The organism is Kitasatospora sp. NPDC056273, assembly GCF_042268845.1.
Taxonomy (GTDB): domain Bacteria; phylum Actinomycetota; class Actinomycetes; order Streptomycetales; family Streptomycetaceae; genus Kitasatospora.
Window position 1 is genome coordinate 17,393 of record NZ_JBHJSJ010000015.1, and the last position, 17,662, is coordinate 35,054.

Consider the following 17,662-nt stretch of genomic DNA (forward strand, 5'->3'; position numbering starts at 1 on the left):
TCTGCCCGGCAGCGGAAGCAGCGGAAGGCGGTTCGGGCCGACCGGGGCGGAGCGCCTCACGCCGGGACGCCGATGCGGTAGCCGTGGCCGGGCACGGTGTCGATGACCGAGGGCTCGCCGAGCTTGGCGCGGAGCTTGCTGAGGGCGACCCGGACCGCGTTGGTGCGGTATCCCATGTTCCGCTCCCACACCTGGTCGATCAGTTCCTCACCGCTGACCACGGCGCCCTCGGCCTGCATCAGCACCTCCAGGACGCCGAACTCCTTGCGGGACAGGGCGAGGTAGCGGCCCTCCCGGAAGGCCTGGCGGCGGGCGGTGTCGAGGGTGATGCCGGCACGTTCGATGACCGGCGGAAGGGCGGGGTGGGTGCGGCGGCCGAGGGCCAGGACCCGGGCCAGCAGTTCCTCGTAGGCGAACGGCTTGGTGAGGTAGTCGTCCGCGCCCAGGTCCAGGCCGTCGACGCGGTCGCGGACGGTGCCGGCGGCGGTGAGCATCAGCACCCGGGTCAGCAGCCGCTGCTCGACGACGCTCCGGCACACCTCGTCGCCGTGCGCTCCGGGCAGGTCGCGGTCGAGTACGAGCACGTCGTAGTCGGTGAGGCGCAGCCGTTCCAGCGCGTCGGCGCCGTTGTACACGACGTCGACGGCCAGGGCGTCGCGCCGCAATCCCTCGGCGATCATGTCCGCCAGGAATTCCTCGTCCTCCACGATCAGTACACGCATGACATCAGGTGTACCTGAAAGCCACCTTTCGTCGCCGTAAAGGTCTCGGCTGACAGCGGCGAAACGCGGGTGCGTGCCAGCCTCTGCGTCGTCGGTCACCCGGTATCGGAGACGTATCGGACACGGTGGCCGGCCACTCGCAATCGGACACGGAGGAATTCCATGCGGAACCACATGCGGAACCACAGGTACGGCGCGGCGGCCGTGCTGGTGGCGGGGATGGCGCTGTTCACCGCGGCCTGTGGCGGAGGCGCCACGGGCTCCGGCGGGGGCGCCGGCTCGGACTCGTCGGGCAGGGGCGCGGCGGCGGACCAGGCCTACGAGCACCGTAAGTGCCTGCGCGAACACGGCGCCCAGGTGAAGGAGCCGGAGCCGGGCCAGGACCCGCGGGGCCTGGTCCTCGAGGGCGGCCAGGACAAGATGGCGGAAGCCCTCAAGGCCTGCGGTGGAGCCGGTGGCGCGGGCGGCGCGAAGATGTCCCAGGCCGACAAGGACAGGGCGCTCAAGTTCGCCCAGTGCATGCGCGGTAACGGTGTGGACATGCCGGACCCGAAGTTCGACGGCGACTCGGCGATGTCGGGACAGGCGATGAAGGTCCCGGAGGGCCCCGACAAGGACAGGTTCGACAAGGCGAACAAGGCGTGCAGTGGTCAGAATGCGGAGTGAGCGCGGGCGGAGCCGCCGAACGTACCTGATCGCCGCGCTGGTCACCTCGGTCTCGCTGGTGGGCGGGGTCACGGCCCTGTCGCAGACCGGCGGCGGCGCGAGCGCCGGCACGGACCGCACGGACGGGCTGCCGCCGAGCACGGGCTCGGTGGAACGACAGGACCTGAGCAGCCGGACCCAGGTGGACGGGACCCTCGGGTACGCCGAGGAGCGCCGGTTCAACGCCGGTGTGACGGGCACCCTCACCTGGCTCCCGGAGGCCGGCGCGGTGGTGGAACGCGACGGGGTCCTCTACGAGGTCGACGGCCGGAAGGTCCGGCTCCTGGTCGGCGAGCGCCCCGTGTACCGGACGCTGAAGGCCGGCGACAAGGGGCCGGACGTCAGACAGCTGAAGGAGAACCTCCGCGCCCTGGGCCACGGCAAGGGGCTGGCCGCGGACGAGGAGTTCACCCCCGGCACCGTGGAGGCGGTCAAGCGCTGGCAGAAGGCCCACGGTCTGGCCCAGACCGGCGAGATCGGCCCCGAGCAGATCGCCTTCTCGCCCGGTCCGGTGCGGATCAAGAAGAACGACGCGGCCGTCGGCGACCAGGTCGCTCCCGGCAAGCCGGTCCTCACCACCACCGGCTCCGAACGGCAGGTGCAGATCAGGATCGAGGTCTCCCGGGCCGACCTCGCCAAGCCCGGTACCAGGGTCGAGGTCGCTCTGCCCGGCGGCGGCAGGGCCAAGGGCAAGGTCGCCTCCGTCGACCGCACCATCGGTGAGGACGCCAAGGAGCAGGGCTCCCAGGACAAGCCCGCCAAGATCACCGCCCGGGTGGTCTTCGACGACCCGGGGCAGGCGGAGGGCTTCGACCAGGCGCCGGTCACCGTCGAGCTCGAGGGCGAGGTCCGCGAGGGCGTGCTGACGGTACCGGTCAACGCCCTGCTCGCGCTGACCGGCGGGGGCTTCGGCATCCAGGTCGTGGAGAACGGGAAGGTGCGCGAAGTCCCGGTCGAGCTCGGCATGTTCGGACAGGGCCGGGTCGAGGTCAGCGGGACCGGCCTGGCCGAGGGAATGAAGGTCGGGGTGCCCACGTCATGAGCGCGGTGGTCGAGTTGAACCAGGTCACCAAGGAGTATCCGGGCGGGGTCGTGGCGCTGCAGGGGGTGGACCTGCGCATCGGAAGCGGCGAACTGCTCGCCATCGTCGGCCCTTCGGGGTCGGGCAAGTCCACCCTGCTGCACATCGTCGGCACCCTGGACCGGCCCAGCGCCGGATCCGTCACCCTGGCGGGCCACGACGTCGCCGCCCTCTCCGACCGCCGGCTGTCCGCCCTGCGCGCCCGGCACATCGGCTTCGTCTTCCAGTCCTTCCACCTGGTGGCCGGGGTCAGCGCCCGGGACAACGTCGCCGAGGGCCTGCTCTACTCGGGCCTGCCGCGCGCCCAGCGCCGCAGGCGCGCGGCCCTGGCCCTGGAGCGGGTCGGGCTCGCGGACCGCATGCACCACCGGCCGCACGAGCTGTCGGGCGGCCAGCGGCAGCGGGTGGCGATCGCCCGGGCGGTGGTCGGCGAGCCGGACCTGCTGCTGGCCGACGAGCCGACCGGCGCGCTGGACTCCGCCTCGAGCGAAGCGGTGATGGAGCTGCTGCACGACCTCAACGCCGACGGTGCCACCATCGCGGTGATCACCCACGACGGCGAGATCGCCGACAGCCTGCCCCGCCAGGTCCGGATCCGCGACGGCCGCGTCGTGGCGGACCTGCGCACCGGCGCCGCCGTCCCGGCCGATCGGGGTGGGGAGCGATGAGCCGCACACGGCTCTCCCCGGCCCGGCTCGGCCCCCGTGACGTCCTCCACGTCGGCTCGGCCGGCCTGCGCACCCGGCCGCTGCGGGTGGTGCTGTCCGCGCTGGGCATCGCCATCGGCATCGCCACCATGATCGCGGTGGTCGGCATCTCCTCCTCCAGCAAGGCCCAACTCCTGCGTCAGCTCGACCGGTTGGGAACCAACCTGCTGGTGGCCTCCCCCGGCCAGGGGCTGTTCGGCGAGAAGGTGAAGCTGCCCGAGGAGTCGGTCGGCATGCTGAGCCGCGTCCCCGGGGTCGAGCAGGTCGGCGCGACCGGTGACCTGGCGCAGTCCGTCCGGCGCAGCGAGAAGATCCCCGACGACGAGACCGGCGGCATCACCGTGAAGGCCGCCACCGAAGGACTGCTGGACGTCGTACGCGGCGCGGTCGGCTCGGGCACCTGGCTCAACGAGGCCAACGGGCGCTACCCGTCGACGGTGCTCGGACACGTCGCGGCCCAGCGCCTGGGCATCACCGCCCCCGGGCAGCAGGTCCACATCGGCGACCGGTACTTCACCGTCATCGGCATCCTCGACCCGCTGCCGCTGGCTCCCGAGATCGAGCGGGCCGCCCTGGTCGGCTGGGACGGCGCCGGCACGCTGCTGGGCTTCGACGGCCACCCGACCCAGATCTACGAACGGTCGACGGACCGGACGGTCAGCGCGGTCCGCGAGCTGATCCCCCGCACCGTCGATCCGCAGAACCCGCACAACGTGCAGGTCACCGACCCCTCCTCGGCGCTCCAGGCCAAGGCCGCCACCGAGGGGGCGTTCACCGACCTCCTGCTCGGGCTGGGCGGGGTGGCGCTCCTGGTCGGCGGCGTCGGGGTCGCCAACACGATGATCATCTCGGTGCTGGAGAGGCGCCACGAGATCGGACTGCGCCGCTCCCTGGGCGCCACCAGGGGCCAGATCCGCCTCCAGTTCGTGACGGAGTCCCTCCTGCTCTCCGGACTGGGCGGACTGGCCGGCGTGGCCCTGGGCGCGGCCGCCACCTACGCCTTCGCCGCCTCGGGCGGCCTGCCCTGGGTGGTCCCCCCGTGGGCCGTCACCGGGGGCTTCGCCGCCACCCTGCTCATCGGCACGGTCGCCGGCCTCTACCCGGCCGTCCGGGCCGCCCGCCTCTCCCCGACCCTCGCCCTCCACGCCGGCTAGCGGGCCGCACGGGTGGGGCACCCCTCCGGGTGCCCCACCCTCCGGTCCGGTCGGCCTGCCGGCCAAGGCACGGGTGGCTCGGCTCCAGCAGTCCCGCACCACTCTGTCGAACGTCAGTGTCAGGGTGGGCCCGTACTGTTCACGGCATGGCAATCGTGATGTTCGTCGACGAGACGACGGCTGGGGACCGGAGCGACGGGTGGGAACTGGAGGTTCTCGAGGAGAGGCTCACCGTGCGTGAGCTGATCCGGCGCAGAGTATTCCAGGAGGTCGCCGAGTACAACGCGAAGGCACCGCAGGTGTTCCAGGGGCTGGTGCGGCCGCACGATGCCGAGCGGGTGCTGAACGGGTACGCCCTGCGCACGCCGCGCCGGATCGATCCGGAGGCGCAGAGCGAGCTGGCGCTCCGGGCGTTCGCGGGCAACGGCTTCCTGGTGCTGGTGGGGGAACGCCAGGTCACCGACGCGGAGGAGGAGGTCGAGCTCGGCCTCGGCACCGAGGTCACGTTCCTGAAGCTCGTTCCGCTGGTGGGGGGATGACGGTGATGGACTTCCAGGAGATCACGGAGCTGGTCCGGCAGTACGCAGGAGAGGCGGATGACCTCGCCGTCGAGCTGCTGAAGCTGGGAACAGGGAGGCACAGCGGCTACTGGGAGGGACGGTGGGATGGCGCCTTCGCCGAGTTGCGCGCGCTGCCGTCCGAGGCCCGGACCGCGCTCGCCGACGCGCTGGTCGGGCAGTACCACTCGGCCGAGGCCGGCCCGGTCGCCCGCGGGAACGTTCTCATCCTGCTGGCTGTCGTCGCGCACGGTCTGCCCGGCGACCGGCTCACGGCGGAGCGCACGGAGAAGCTCGACGAGCTCGGCCACGAGAACTCCGTGGTGCACAGCGGCCGTCACCTGCTCCTCGCCGAGGCCGAGCTCGGGGCCGGCCGCCCCCTCACTCCCGAGGTCGTGGCCGTCTTCCGGCGCTCGGCCCTGGACACCTACGGCAGGAAGCCGCTCGTCGAGTTCGCCGGCACGCTCACCGAGCCCGTCCTCAACGTCGGTGAGGAATGGGCCGAGCAGGCCCTGCGGGACACCCTGGACGACCCCGACTGGCAGGCACTCCTGCGGCACGCGACGACCGCCACAGCCGCCAAGCCCTCCCGCCCGTGGGAGCAGCGGGCCGAACGCCTGATCCTCCCCCTCGGTGCCGACCGCGTCCGGACCACCCTGCTGCCCTGGCTCGCCCTCGTCGGCCGCCGCACCTTCGCGCTGAACCATGAACTCCTCGGGTCCGACGGACACAGCGCCTACGACCCGTACAACGCCAACGCCCTGCGCGGACTGACCTGGATGCTCGCCCTGCTGCCGGCCCATCCGGACACCGCCCGCGCCCTCGGCGCGCTGGTCGAGACCTCCCTCAGGAAGATCCCCGGGCTCGGCCCGCGCAACCCGAAGGTCGCCAACGCCGCCACGACCGCGCTCTCCCGCATCGACGGCGAAGCGGCCCTCGCCGAACTCGCCCGCCTGGCCACCCGCGTGACGTACAAGGGCACGCTCAAGCTGCTCGACACCGCGCTCCGGACCCGGGCCGAGGCGCTGGGCCTGTCCCGCGAGGAGGTCGAGGAGATCGCCGTCCCCGCCTACGGGCTGACCGGGGTCGGCCGGGCCGAGCTACGTCTGGGCGAGGCCACGGCAGTCCTGGAGGTCCGGGGCACCAGGGTGTTCCTCGGCTGGCGCAACGCCGCGGGCAAGGAGGTCAAGAGCGTGCCCGCCGCCGTCAAGCGCGACCACGCCGAGCAGCTCAAGGAGCTGAAGACGGCGGTCAAGGACATCGACAAGATGCTCTCCGCCCAGAGCGAGCGTCTGGACCGGCAGTTCCTCGGCCGCCGCACCTGGCCGTACACCGCCTGGCGCGAGCGGTACCTCGACCACCCCCTGGTCGGCACCTTGGCCCGACGGCTGCTGTGGACGGTCGACGGCACGACCGTCGGATTCGCGGACGGCGAGCTGCGCACCCTCGCCGACGACCCGGTGCGCGAAGGGGCCGAGGTCCGGCTCTGGCACCCGGTGGGCCACGAGCCCGCCCAGGTCGTGGCCTGGCGTGACTGGCTGGAGCGGCACGAGATCACCCAGCCGTTCAAGCAGGCCCACCGCGAGGTGTACCTGCTGACCGACGCCGAGCGCGCGACGGGGACGTACTCCAACCGTTTCGCCGCGCACGTCCTGCGCCAGCACCAGTTCCACTCCCTGACGTCGGCCCGGGGGTGGCGCAACAAGCTGCGCCTGATGGTCGACGACTCGGCCCCGCCCGCCACCCGTGCGCTGCCGCAGTGGGGGTTGCGCGCCGAGTACTGGATCCACGGGGAGGGCGACGAGTACGGGGACGACACCACCGAGTCGGGCAGTTACCTGCGTCTGGCCACCGACCAGGTCCGCTTCTACCCGATCGACGCGCCGGAGAACGCGGCGGACTGCTACGGCAGTGAGTACCGCATGTGGTCGGCGGCCGGCGCCGGGCCGGTGGAGCCCGTCCAGCTCGCCGAGGTCCCGCCGCTCGTGCTGTCCGAAGTCCTGCGCGACGTGGACCTGTTCGTGGGCGTGGCCAGCATCGGCAACGACCCGGCCTGGCAGGACGGCGGACCGGAGGGCCGCTTCAGGGACTACTGGAGGTCGTACGGCTTCGGTGAGCTCGGCCAGGGTGCCGAGACTCGCCGCATGCTGCTGGAGCGGCTCGTGCCCCGGCTGGCGATAGCCGACCGCTGCACCCTCGAGGGCCGCTTTCTCCACGTGAAGGGCGAGCGCCACACGTACAAGATCCACCTCGGCTCGGGGAACATCCTGATGACGCCGAACGACCAGTACCTGTGCATCGTCCCGAAGTCCGCCGCGGCCGCCCCGCAGACCGGCTACCTCCCCTTCGAGGGCGACCGCCTGCTGGCCGTGATCCTCAGCAAGGCGATGATGCTGGCCGAGGACACGAAGATCACGGACCCGACGATCCTGAGCCAGCTCTAGCACTGCGAGTTCGTTCGCCGGATTGCTTGATCACGCGGCGAGGAAGGGCCTGCCGCCCCGGCGCAGGCCCTTCTCGCCGCGGATGCGGGCTCGCCCCTTGCGTTTGGGCGGCCGGGACGTCGTGGTGGCGGGCGTTGGCGTCGCGCCACCGTAGACAGGCGGGCAGCACACGGCTCCGGACCGTGTGGTTCGGGTGACTGGAGTTCACCAGGGCGAACTGACGCAGTGCGCCCTCACCGGATGATCGGCGGCGTGCGGCGCCACCACGTGTGCCGGGGTCCAACGGGGTCTACTCAGGGCGCTGATCGCGCGCCACGCATACGGCTGCCGCCTGCACCGCCTCTTACTCCCGCTGGTTCGGTCCACTGGACCTCGGGTGCCCCGGCGACACCTGTTGAAGCGACCGCGTGAGTGTTTCACGATCGAGCCGCCCGTACCAGGCCCACATCTGACCATGCAGAAGGCCCAGCCGCCCTGGCCCCGATCTGGCCGCGGCGGGAATGGTTGCGGTGTCCTCGGTCGGGCTGCTGTCCGCTCCGGCCCAGGCGGAGTCCATGCAGTGCACCGAACTGGTGTGTCTGTTCGTCACCGGCGGCCCTGACGAGTACGCAACGCATGCCTACAAGCGCAGTTCGGCCGCCGGCGCCTCCACCTTCGAGGGCTTCTTCGCTTTCAGCGGCCCGGGGCTCCACGCCGACACCGAGACCAAGCGGTGGTACGACTTCGAGAACACGAGTACCTTCGGCGGCCGTGGCGCTGGCCTCGTGTGCGTCCAGATGATGTACAAGCATCCGGACGGGAGCTTCGGCTACGGCTCCCAGCGGTGCGACCGGGTCTACTGAGCCTCGGGGCCCAGGTGCTCGCCCGGCGTCCCGCAGGGAGGCGCCGGGCGCGCGCATTCCGGAACCGTTGGCGTCGAAACTCGACCCGGTCATCGATGAGGCGCAGAGACCGGAGGAGGCTCCGGTGCTCCGGCTGACATAGGACCTCCATACGGCGGTGGGGCGCGGTGAAGGTGACAGCCTGCCCGTCGCCCCGGGTGCCGGGGGCGCCGAAGGTGAACTCACCGCCCTGCTTGGGCGGATGGCCCCCGGCAGGGTTGGTCAGGGCGAACTCGCACAGGCTGTTGGATGGCGGTGGCGGCAGCCGGGTCGGCGCCGGGCTCCGCTCACACCGCGTCCAGGACCTGCGCGAACGCGTCGCGGGCCGGGGAGTTGGACGCCGCCCTCGGTCCAGGGGCGGGGGCGAGCGCGGGGCCGGGAAAAATTTCTTCGAACCCGGCTGCAACCCCCCGGCGGGATGGACGTCTATCAGGGTGAGAGGCGGGGAGAGCGAGCCGGCGGAGCCGGGGGGCTCGGGCCGACTCCTCGGGGCGCGACAGTAGGCGCCCGCTCATCCGATCACCACCATCACCATGTCCTTGGGGGGACTGTCACATGAACGCGTCCGTTATCGCCCGTATTACGAAGATCATCCCGCTGGCCGTTGTCGCCGCCGTCGGCGTCACCGCCTGCGGCCCGACCGAGGGCGGGGCCTCCGTCGCCGCCTCCGCTCCCGCCTCCGCCCCGGCCACCACCTCCTCGGCCACCCCCGGTGCGGGCGCCGTCCCGGCCGCCGCCACCCCGGCCGGGCAGGCCCCCGCCGCTGGGGCCGCAACGGCCAAGACCGACGTCAAGGCCGCCGCGAAGGCCGCGGCCAAGCCCGCCGCGCCGAAGGCCCCCGCCCCGTCCGGCGGAAGCGGTATCGGCATCACCTTCGGCGGCCTGAACGAGGGCGGGAAGATCGGGCTGAACGACCTGGTCCCCTTCACCGTCACCTGGAAGAACAACGACGCCACCGGCACCCGCAGCGTGGCCCCGGTGGTGGCCACCCAGCAGTACGAGGGCGCGCCCTGCACCATGGTGCTCGCGATGGCGGACGGCACCCTGGAGCGCAAGGACGCCTCCGGCTGGAAGACGCTGGACCACCTCAGCCAGGGCGGCGGGATGGACTACGCGGGTACCGCCGACGACGCGGCCTTCACCCTGGCCGCCGGCGAGAGCCGGACCATCGAGTTCCGGATGCGGTTGTCCCTGGCTAACCGCCCGGGGCAGATCACGATCGAGGCGGACGCCCCCGTGCCGCACTCCAAGAACTACCTGGACATGGCGAAGGCCGAGCTGAACGCCACGGTCGTCGACAGCCACAGCCCGGAGATGCTCTCGGTGATGCCGCCGGCCAAGGGCGTGATCACCACGGACCCGATCCCGTTCAGCTTCCGCGTCTCCTCGCCGGACGGCACCGCGGGCCTGCGCCCCCGGGTGACCGTCTGGAGCTCCGAGGGGCCGACCCCGAACGACGTCACGGTGGAGGCCCGGGTCGGCGACGTGTGGAAGCCGGTCGAGCTGAAGGACGAGTGCGGCCTGGTCACGGTCGACCCGAACGTGCCGGGCGTCCGCGACGGCAACACGGTCGAGTACACCTTCCGGGCCACGTTCAAGGAGGCCCCGAAGTACGGCGCCGACGTGGACATCCGGGTGAGCGCGGAGTCGAACGGCCACCAGTCCGTCCAGCGGTCCGTCTTCCTGCGCGACGCGCGCTGACACCGCACACCCGCGCACCCGCACCGCACCACCGCCCCGGCCTCCCACCACTCGGGAGGCCGGGGCGGTGGCGTTGGGGAAGAGGCGCCGGGACGCCGATGCCCCGGTGAGCCGGAGGGCTACCGGTACCAGTCGTCTCCGCCGTCGGCGAGTGAGCGTCCGAGGTAGTCCCGGAGACCGCCGGCCACCCAGCGGCGACTGTCGGTCTCGTGCTCCCAGACGAAGACGTCCGGCCTCCGCGGCGTCCGCACGAAGGCGAACTGGTCGCCGCCACCGTTGTCCCCGAAGAACAGGAGTGCGTCGAACGGCATGTACAGCCGGGCGAAGGAACCGTCCGTACGGAAGTGGAGGTTCTGCTCGGCGATCTGCTCGACGGTCCAGACGGTGTCCACGCTGGTCCGCCCGACGATTCCGTTGCTCTCCAGCAGCAACTGCCTGAGCTCGGACGGTAGTTCCTCCCCCAGCTTGCGCTCGGCCGCCGCCAGGACCGACTCGTCGGCGGGCTCCGCGAAACCGGCGTCGGGGAACGCCTCGCGGGCTGCTTGTCTCCACATGGTCCGGAAGCGTAGCCGTCCCGGCCGACACGCCCGCTCAGCCGGGACCGGGTTCGTCGTGGATCGTCAGTGATCCGGCGAGGTCGAGGTCGGCGACGGTGCCGTGCGCGCCGGCGCGGACGAGCAGCACGGCGCCGAGCGCGGTGCTCCAGAACGTCCTGGCCTCCACGGCGAGCGGCCGGCGGGCCGCCCAGCCGCGGCTGTCGACGAGCTGGCCGACGAAGCGTTCGGACTGCCGGAACAGCAGCTGGAGGTGCCGGTCGACCACGGGGGCGAGTTCGGGCTTGGAGATCCCGGCGGCGAGTGCCCGCGTGACGGACGGGAGCGAGGGCATGGCCAGGACGGCGCGGGCGATGTTGCGCCGGAACGTCGCCGCGTCGGGGGCCTGGCGGCCGATGCGCTCGATCCGTCGGGCGTCGTGCAGCAGGCCGAGGAAGGCGGCGTGCACGAGCAGTGAGTCCTTGGAACCAAAGTGGTAGGTGACCTGGTTGGGGAAGACGCCTGCCGCGCCCGCGATCTCCGCGACGCTCAGCTCGGCGCCGGGCCGCTCCTTGCAGAGCTCCGCGGTCGCCTCGATCAGCCGGATCCTCGTCGCGCGACCGCGGTCCCGCGAGCGGCCCGGGGCCGGTCGGGCTCCGGTTCGCTTCTTCTCCACGCGCCCCGTCTCCTCCACGCGCTCCTTCTCCACTCGCTCGTTCTCCATCCCGGAATTGTATGTGATACAACTTGCCCCGCGTTCACTTGTATCGCATACAAGAAAGGCTGAGGAGCATGCACCGGACCGAAGTCGTCGTGACCGGACTCGGCGCGATCACCCCGCTCGGGGCCGACGTGGCGTCCACCTGGGAGGCCCTGCTCGCCGGAGAGTCGGGCATCCGCGGGGGCGTCCTGCGCGCCCACGAGGGACTCGGCCTCCCCGACACCGTCGCGGGGACGATGGCGGTCGACCCCGCCACGTTGCTGCCGCCGGTACAGGCGAGGCGGCTCGACCGCTCGCAGCAGGCAGCCCTCGCCGCGGCGGCCCAGGCCTGGGCCGCCGCCGGAGCCCCGGAGGTGGACCCGGACCGGCTCGCCTCCGCGATCGGCACGGGCATCGGCGGCGTGGGCACGCTGCTGAGGGAGGACGACGTCCTGGAGACGGCCGGAGCCCGGCGCGTCTCACCCCGCACGGTGCCGATGCTCATGCCCAATGCGGCGGCGGCACTGATCAGCATCGAGTACGGCGCGCGGGCCGGGGTCTTCACGCCCGTCTCGGCGTGCTCCTCCGGGGCCGAGGCGATCGCCCTGGCGGCCCGTCTCATCCGGGCCGGCGAGGCGGACGTGGTCATCGCGGGCGGGACCGAGGCCGCGACCACCCCGATCACCGTCGCCGGGTTCGCCCGGGCCCAGGCACTGTCGGGGCACACCGCCGATCCCGCCTCGGCGTCCCGGCCGTTCGCGGCGGACCGCAGCGGATTCGTCCTCAGCGAAGGCGCCGCCGTCCTGGTGCTCGAAAGCGCCGAGCACGCCGCCGCCCGGGGCGCGCGCGTCCACGCGGTGCTCGCGGGTGCCGGCATCGCCGCCGACGCCCACCACATCACGGCGCCCGCCCCCGACGGCGCCGGTCAGGTCTCCGCCATGCGCAAGGCCCTCGCCCAGGCCGGTCTGGCCCCCGGGCAGATCGGTCACATCAACGCCCACGCCACCGGAACGCCGGTCGGCGACGCCGCCGAGGCGCGCGCGATCAGGGAGGTCTTCGGCCGCGCCACCGTCACGGCCCCCAAGGCCGCGCTCGGCCACCTCTTCGGCGCCGCCGGCGCGATCGAGGCGCTCATCGCCGTCCTCAGCGTGGAGCACGGCGTCATCCCGCCGACCCGCAACCTCACCGCGGCCGGCATCGGCCCCGACATCGGCCTCGACGTCGTCGCGGAGCGACGGGACGTCCCCCAGGAGGCCGTGCTCAGCAACTCCTTCGGCTTCGGCGGGCAGAACGTCTCCCTCGTCGTCACCGGCGCACGGCACCGCGCGTCCCGTACGGCCCCGGCCGCACCATGACGGACACGGACGATCGCTCCGGCTGCCACGGGACAACGGGGTACTACGGGGTGCTCCGGCAGGACGCCTGCCGCCCGAGCCAGCCGGTCGCGGCGGCGAGTGACGGATCCCCCTCCTTACGGGTGTCCACGGGCTCGTCCGGCTCGATCGGCCCCGCGTGGATCCGGCCCGTGCGGTCCGCCTCGGCGGCGCCCGTGAGCAGGACGACCGCACCGTCCGACAACCGGTGCGCGGCGTTGCCGGTGGGCACCCCGTAGGTGCGCGCGCCGAAGCTGCGGGTGTCCGGGCGGCCGATGAACGCGATGGCGACGGCCTCGCCCGCGCTGCCCGTCCCCGGGCCGGTGAGCACGGCGACGGGCGCGCTCGGCCACGCGTCCGCGCCGTCCCCGGGGGGCTCCGCCTGCGGGGACCCGTCCAGGAACGGCACGCCCCCGCGCACCGACCAGACGCTGCGGGTGCCGTCCGCCGTGACGAAGGCCCCCACTGGACCGTCCCCGAGCAGCGGAGCCGCCACGGCCAGCGGCGCCCACATCCCGCCGCCGCTCTCCCGGCGGAGGTCCACCACCCAGCCGCAGGCGCTCGCCCCGGCGACGGCGGAGCGGCCGCGGGCGACGTACTCGGCGTAGGTGCGCTCCGAGCCGTTCACCGCCGGAAGGTTCAACCTGGCGATGCCGCCGGGAAGTTGTTCGACCGTCGGGGCGTCGACCGTCACGGGGTCGGCGTCCATGGCCGCCGCCTCACCGGGCGGGTAGAACCGGCTGTGGCCGTCCCCGAGCGCCGCCACCGCGCCGCCGACCGCCCGATGGGTGTCGGCCGCCGTCCGCGCTCCGGCCGCCCGCGCGAACGCCTCGCCCCGCAGCTTCGGCCAGTCCACCGTCCCGGTGTTCAACGACTCCCGCTGCAACAGGTCCAACGCCTCCGACAGGTAGCCGTGCGCCTGCGCCGACATCCCCCCGGACTCCCCGGATCCCCCGGAACCTCCCGAACCTCCCGAAGCGCACCCCGCGACCAGCGCCACCGCGCCCGCCACCACCACGGCGATTCGCGCCGCTCTCATCCGCACCCCTCCCCCGGTTCGTACAGCTCCCATTCCTACCCCACGAACCGGCGAGCGGCGACGGCCGGGAGCCGCCCACGACAGCCGCTGCCTGGGACCCGCTGCCGCCCCTGCCGATCCCCGATGCCGTCCCGCAGGCCCGCCGGGTCCCGCCCGGCCGAAAACCATCGTGTGCGCAGGACCCCCCTAGATATCTCGGATGGACAGGGCGTCAGGCCGCACGCGAGGCTTCCGGGAGGTCGGACCGGAACCATTCCCCCTACCGGAGGGATCCCCTCATGACAGCATCACCCAGGCGTCGACGGACCGTCTTCACCTCGGGGTTGGCCGCCCTCTTCGCCGTCGCCGGGTTGGGCCTCACCGCCGCCCCCGCGCAGGCCGACGCACCGCCACGCGCCACCTGCAACCCCGAGATCGAGCCGGTCTGGGACGACATCGTGACGGCCACCGTCACCCCGGTGGTCACCGAGTTCACGTCCTTCAACGTCGTCCCCGGGACGACGGGGCAGCAGCAGCAACGGCTCTCCCAGGTGACGATGATCACCACCAAGATCAACAACAGTGCCGATTTCAACCTCAGCTACAGCTCCGCCCTGGCGCAGGTCAGCTTCAAGACCGGATTCCAGGTCGAGACCAGCCGGGCCAACACCCGGACCACGGACACCTCCCGGACGGTGAACATCAACGCGCCGGGCAACTACGGGATCTTCCGCGGGTTCCTGCGCGTCGACGGCGAGTGGACCCGCTACCTGTGCGCCCGCTCGGGCCAGGGCACCGGGTACTGGATCAAAGCCAACCCGAACGGCACCGGCTACTACACGACGTACGGGGCGGCGAGCGAGGGCGTGGTGCTCTGCTCGTACCCCGAGCCGGCGGGGACCGTCCGCGAGGCGGCCCGCCTCGAACTCTGCAAGCACTGACCCGTGACCGCGTCCCACCCAGGAGGGAAGAACATGGCGAAGTCCGGCAAGCGCTCCACCCACCGACTCGGAGCCGTGCTCGGCAGCGTCGCCTTCGTCGGCTCACTGCTGACCGTAGCGGCGCCGGCCGCGCACGCGGCGAATCCGCTGGACGGCTTCACCTGCGAGAGCGGCGGGTACCGCATCTTCACCCCGTACACCTATGCGAGCGACCGGATGGTGCTCGGCTGGTCCCAGGCGTCGTGGGACAACGGCTCGATCATCCAGGAGCCGTGGCAGGACGCCGCCGACCGGCAGTGGACACTGTGCGAAGAGAACAATCCGACCCGGACCGACGGCAAGTACTACAAGCTGATGGACCATGCGCGCCACTGGTGCCTCGGCATCGACCGGGCCATGACCGACGACGGCAACTGGCTGATCGACGAGCCCTGCAACTACTCGCAGAGCGAGATCTTCTTCATCCAGCCGGTGCCGGGCACCAACCTGAAGGCGATCATGGCCAAGCACAGCAACCGCTGGCTCTCGGTGGACGGCTCCAACTCCGGATCCCACGTCACCCAGGGCTCCTTCAAGGCCGACCTGTTCGAGCTCCACAAGGTCTGGTAGGCACCCGCCCGAGCGCCCGTGGGGGCCTTCCGGCAACGGAACCCAGCCGGAAGGCCCCCACGGGCTGCACCGGAATCACCGTCGGCCGATTCGGCGAGCTCAACATCTTTGCCTGCCCGAACGATCCCGGACATCCGCACCGCTGGAGCATCCAGTAGCCCACGGGAGGCGGCCCGTCGGCCCGGACCTCGAGCGGCGCCGCGCTGTCTGCTCTGTCAGTCCGGATACAGCGCCGCCAGGCGTGGCAGCCGTCGGCTCAGCTGGTCACCGTCGCCGAAGTCGAAGTTCCAGGCCGGGTCCAGCGGCGGGTACGGAACGGTGAGGGCCTCGTCGGGGAGGTTCTCACCGGTGGCTTCCCGGTAGGCGCTCCAGGCGATGCTCAGGGCTTCTTCACATTCGATGTCGATCCCGTCGGCGGCGTACGCCTGTACGGCCGGGAGCGCGGCGAGCCGGTCCGGGTCGGTGATGACGCTGTCGAAGGTCGTGCGGCCCTGTGTGATCAGCCAACCCCGGAAGTAGTCGAAACCGTCGTCGGAGCAACCGCCGTTGATCAGGTAGGCGGCGCCCCACAGCGGAGCCCGGTACGAGTCGGCCATCAGGTTCCGCAGGACCTGCTCGGCGGCGACGATCTCCCCGGCGGGGCGGAGCGCGAGTAGCGCGCCGGCCCGGATCGCGACCGCGTGGCCGTTGTCCGGGGCCGGCGCCTGCGAGCGGGCTTCCTCGATCAGGTTCCAGAACTGCTGGGTGTCCATGGTGGTTGAGCATCGCACCGGACACTGACAACACGGCTAGGAGACGGACCGTGCCCGCCGCGACGGACCGCCCGACCAGGAGCGGGCGCCTCTCCAAGGGCTGGAAGCCGTCCGGCCGGGCGTCCGGCTCCCGACGTCACGGGAGGCTGGTTCGTGAATCTCCGTCCGGTCCTGAGTCGTTGGCGACTCCACACCAGTGCCGCGTTGGAACGCTCCTTCACAGGCGGGGTGATGATGGCATGGCGCGTGTGGCGAGGTGGACCATGAGGTGCCCGGGCTACGGATCGAGCCGCCGCTCGTACGAGCCCGCTCCGCCGGCGGGCGTCAGCGCAGTGCGAGGACCTGGCCGGGCAGGAGCAGGTCGGGGTCGTCGCCGATGGTGTCCTGGTTGAGTTCGTAGAGGGCGGGCCAGCCGCCGTCCGTGGCGAAGGCCTCGGCGATGCCGCCGAGGGTGTCGCCGGGTTCCACGGTCCAGGTGTCCGGGCAGTCCTCGTCGTCGTCCGTGCAGACCGGAGCGGGGGCATCGGCGTGGGATGGCGGGGTGGCGGAGGCATGGGGCCGGGTGTGCGCCGGCCGGTTGCTGCCGGTGTGAGCGGCCGGGTGGTCGCCGCTGTGTGCGGCACGGGCTCCGCAGGCCGGCCACGGGGTCAGGCCGCGGCGCTCGGCGAGGTGTTCGGCCACGGCGATCTGCTGTTCGCGGGTCGCCCGGTCCGCGCGCGGCGCGTAGGCGAGGCCGCCGTTCGAGCGCCAGGTCCCGCTGTCGAACTGCAGCCCCCCGTAGTAGCCGTTGCCGGTGTCGGCCTGCCAGCGCCCTCCGCTCTCGCACCTGGCGACGGCATCCCAGTCCACTCCCGTTCGGACCCCCGCGCTCGCCGCGGCGGCGGACGCTGTTGCCGTACCGCCGGCGATGGCGACGGCGAGCAGGGACAGCAGAACGACGACCAGGCGACGGGCCACGGACAGCGGTGACATGAACGCTCCGTACTCCGGGAACAGGGACCGGGCACCGAAGTGCCCCTCCCACCCATGCACCTGACGCCCTCGACGAGCAGGAGCGCAGCGCCGATCTCGCTCTACCGGCGGCTCGACACCACTCGAACGCGCGACCGGGCTACCGGGCTACCGGGCTACCGGGCTACCGGGCTACCGGGCCGAGCGATCGCCCGAGGGGGGCCCGGAACGCCTCCTCGGGCCGTCCGGGTGGGCCACTCGTGATCCACGGCGGGGCTCCGACCCGCGGCCGCGCCCTTGGGGCCAAGGACGGGGGCAGCGGTCGGGAGCCGGGCGCCGCCCGGGGCTCGGCTCTGCGGTCGGGCCCCGGGAGCGGTGGATAGCACTTTTGCTGGCTATCCGTCAAAACCCTGACGCATTGGGCTTGTTCGGGCTCGTCGTTTACGCTGGGCGGCGGTTCGATCACGCAACTGGTGTGTCTGAGGGGGCTGAGACGATGGCAGGGTTCCGAGTGAATCCGCAGGACCTGCGCGACGCGTCGAAGAGCGGCTACGCGGTGGCGAAGGGCATCCAGCAGGACTGGGCGGAGGCGTTCGGCCACGCGCCGCCGGCCCTGGGCCTGCCGAACTGGTCTTTCGAAGGAGCGGCCCAGGCCGCCCTCCACGACCTGGGCGAGCACATCGACCGCATCACCACCAGAACCCTGGCGGAGGCGGCCGGCAACCTGTCCATCATCGCCAGGAGTTACGAGAACACGGACAACGGCGCCGCCTTGACGGTCGATGGCGCCGGGGCGCAGACCGGGACAGGGGGGCAGGACTGATGCCGCACTA

18 protein-coding genes are annotated in these 17,662 nt (G+C 72.3%); 12 read left to right on the forward strand and 6 right to left on the reverse strand.

The window, feature by feature from the left end:
- Positions 1–56: 56 nt before the first annotated feature.
- Positions 57–722, reverse strand: coding sequence for a response regulator transcription factor (locus ACFCY1_RS15925; RefSeq protein WP_117486477.1), 666 nt, complete (start codon positions 720–722; stop codon positions 57–59).
- Between the two features lie 174 nt (positions 723–896).
- Here ACFCY1_RS15925 and ACFCY1_RS15930 point away from each other — a divergent pair, with 174 nt between their 5' ends.
- From ACFCY1_RS15930 to ACFCY1_RS15965, 8 genes are all read left to right on the forward strand, one after another.
- A complete protein-coding gene (locus ACFCY1_RS15930; protein WP_241852966.1) occupies positions 897–1,388 on the forward strand; it encodes a hypothetical protein in 492 nt (163 codons plus the stop codon).
- Positions 1,378–2,469, forward strand: a complete 1,092-nt coding sequence (locus tag ACFCY1_RS15935; RefSeq protein ID WP_375874926.1) for an efflux RND transporter periplasmic adaptor subunit — start codon at positions 1,378–1,380, stop codon at positions 2,467–2,469. The genes ACFCY1_RS15930 and ACFCY1_RS15935 overlap by 11 nt, the downstream gene beginning before the upstream one ends.
- Positions 2,466–3,176 (forward strand): ABC transporter ATP-binding protein, encoded by a 711-nt coding sequence (locus ACFCY1_RS15940; RefSeq protein ID WP_074003550.1) that lies wholly within the window; start codon positions 2,466–2,468, stop codon positions 3,174–3,176. Before ACFCY1_RS15935 ends, ACFCY1_RS15940 begins: the two co-directional genes overlap by 4 nt.
- Complete coding sequence (locus ACFCY1_RS15945) at positions 3,173–4,369, forward strand: ABC transporter permease (protein ID WP_074003551.1); 1,197 nt, start codon at positions 3,173–3,175, stop codon at positions 4,367–4,369. Before ACFCY1_RS15940 ends, ACFCY1_RS15945 begins: the two co-directional genes overlap by 4 nt.
- Before the next feature lie 146 nt (positions 4,370–4,515).
- Entirely contained in the window at positions 4,516–4,908 is a 393-nt protein-coding gene (locus tag ACFCY1_RS15950; protein WP_074003552.1) for a hypothetical protein, read from the forward strand.
- A 5-nt stretch (positions 4,909–4,913) separates the two neighbouring features.
- Positions 4,914–7,370 (forward strand): DUF4132 domain-containing protein, encoded by a 2,457-nt coding sequence (locus tag ACFCY1_RS15955; RefSeq protein WP_375875027.1) that lies wholly within the window; start codon positions 4,914–4,916, stop codon positions 7,368–7,370.
- Positions 7,371–7,879: 509 nt separating this feature from the next.
- Positions 7,880–8,212, forward strand: coding sequence for a hypothetical protein (locus ACFCY1_RS15960; protein ID WP_375874927.1), 333 nt, complete (start codon positions 7,880–7,882; stop codon positions 8,210–8,212).
- A 594-nt stretch (positions 8,213–8,806) separates the two neighbouring features.
- A complete protein-coding gene (locus ACFCY1_RS15965) occupies positions 8,807–9,952 on the forward strand; it encodes a hypothetical protein (RefSeq protein ID WP_375874928.1) in 1,146 nt (381 codons plus the stop codon).
- Between the two features lie 119 nt (positions 9,953–10,071).
- Here ACFCY1_RS15965 and ACFCY1_RS15970 read toward each other — a convergent pair whose 3' ends face one another.
- Together ACFCY1_RS15970 and ACFCY1_RS15975 are read right to left on the reverse strand one after the other, a co-directional pair.
- Entirely contained in the window at positions 10,072–10,506 is a 435-nt protein-coding gene (locus ACFCY1_RS15970; protein ID WP_375874929.1) for an SMI1/KNR4 family protein, read from the reverse strand.
- A 37-nt stretch (positions 10,507–10,543) separates the two neighbouring features.
- Entirely contained in the window at positions 10,544–11,209 is a 666-nt protein-coding gene (locus tag ACFCY1_RS15975; RefSeq protein ID WP_375874930.1) for a TetR/AcrR family transcriptional regulator C-terminal domain-containing protein, read from the reverse strand.
- Positions 11,210–11,277: 68 nt separating this feature from the next.
- On the opposite strand from ACFCY1_RS15975, the gene ACFCY1_RS15980 reads away from it, so the two are divergent.
- On the forward strand, positions 11,278–12,540 hold the full coding sequence (locus tag ACFCY1_RS15980) for a beta-ketoacyl-[acyl-carrier-protein] synthase family protein (RefSeq protein WP_375874931.1): 1,263 nt from the start codon (positions 11,278–11,280) through the stop codon (positions 12,538–12,540).
- A gap of 43 nt (positions 12,541–12,583) precedes the next feature.
- Here ACFCY1_RS15980 and ACFCY1_RS15985 read toward each other — a convergent pair whose 3' ends face one another.
- Positions 12,584–13,489: a S41 family peptidase gene (locus tag ACFCY1_RS15985; RefSeq protein ID WP_375874932.1), complete on the reverse strand. Its 906-nt coding sequence runs from the start codon at positions 13,487–13,489 to the stop codon at positions 12,584–12,586.
- A 386-nt stretch (positions 13,490–13,875) separates the two neighbouring features.
- Between ACFCY1_RS15985 and ACFCY1_RS15990 the strand changes: the two genes are divergently transcribed.
- Together ACFCY1_RS15990 and ACFCY1_RS15995 are read left to right on the forward strand one after the other, a co-directional pair.
- Positions 13,876–14,517 carry a hypothetical protein gene (locus ACFCY1_RS15990; protein WP_143204585.1) on the forward strand — a complete coding sequence of 214 codons (642 nt, stop codon included), beginning with the start codon at positions 13,876–13,878 and terminating at the stop codon, positions 14,515–14,517.
- A 33-nt stretch (positions 14,518–14,550) separates the two neighbouring features.
- Positions 14,551–15,126, forward strand: coding sequence for an RICIN domain-containing protein (locus ACFCY1_RS15995; RefSeq protein WP_049653595.1), 576 nt, complete (start codon positions 14,551–14,553; stop codon positions 15,124–15,126).
- Between the two features lie 215 nt (positions 15,127–15,341).
- Here the strand turns inward: ACFCY1_RS15995 and ACFCY1_RS16000 are convergent, their stop codons facing one another.
- Together ACFCY1_RS16000 and ACFCY1_RS16005 are read right to left on the reverse strand one after the other, a co-directional pair.
- Positions 15,342–15,878 (reverse strand): DUF4240 domain-containing protein, encoded by a 537-nt coding sequence (locus ACFCY1_RS16000; protein WP_375874933.1) that lies wholly within the window; start codon positions 15,876–15,878, stop codon positions 15,342–15,344.
- A gap of 324 nt (positions 15,879–16,202) precedes the next feature.
- On the reverse strand, positions 16,203–16,850 hold the full coding sequence (locus ACFCY1_RS16005; RefSeq protein ID WP_375874934.1) for a transglycosylase family protein: 648 nt from the start codon (positions 16,848–16,850) through the stop codon (positions 16,203–16,205).
- 475 nt (positions 16,851–17,325) lie between these two features.
- On the opposite strand from ACFCY1_RS16005, the gene ACFCY1_RS16010 reads away from it, so the two are divergent.
- Positions 17,326–17,652, forward strand: coding sequence for a hypothetical protein (locus ACFCY1_RS16010; protein ID WP_375874935.1), 327 nt, complete (start codon positions 17,326–17,328; stop codon positions 17,650–17,652).
- The last annotated feature ends 10 nt before the right edge of the window (positions 17,653–17,662 follow it).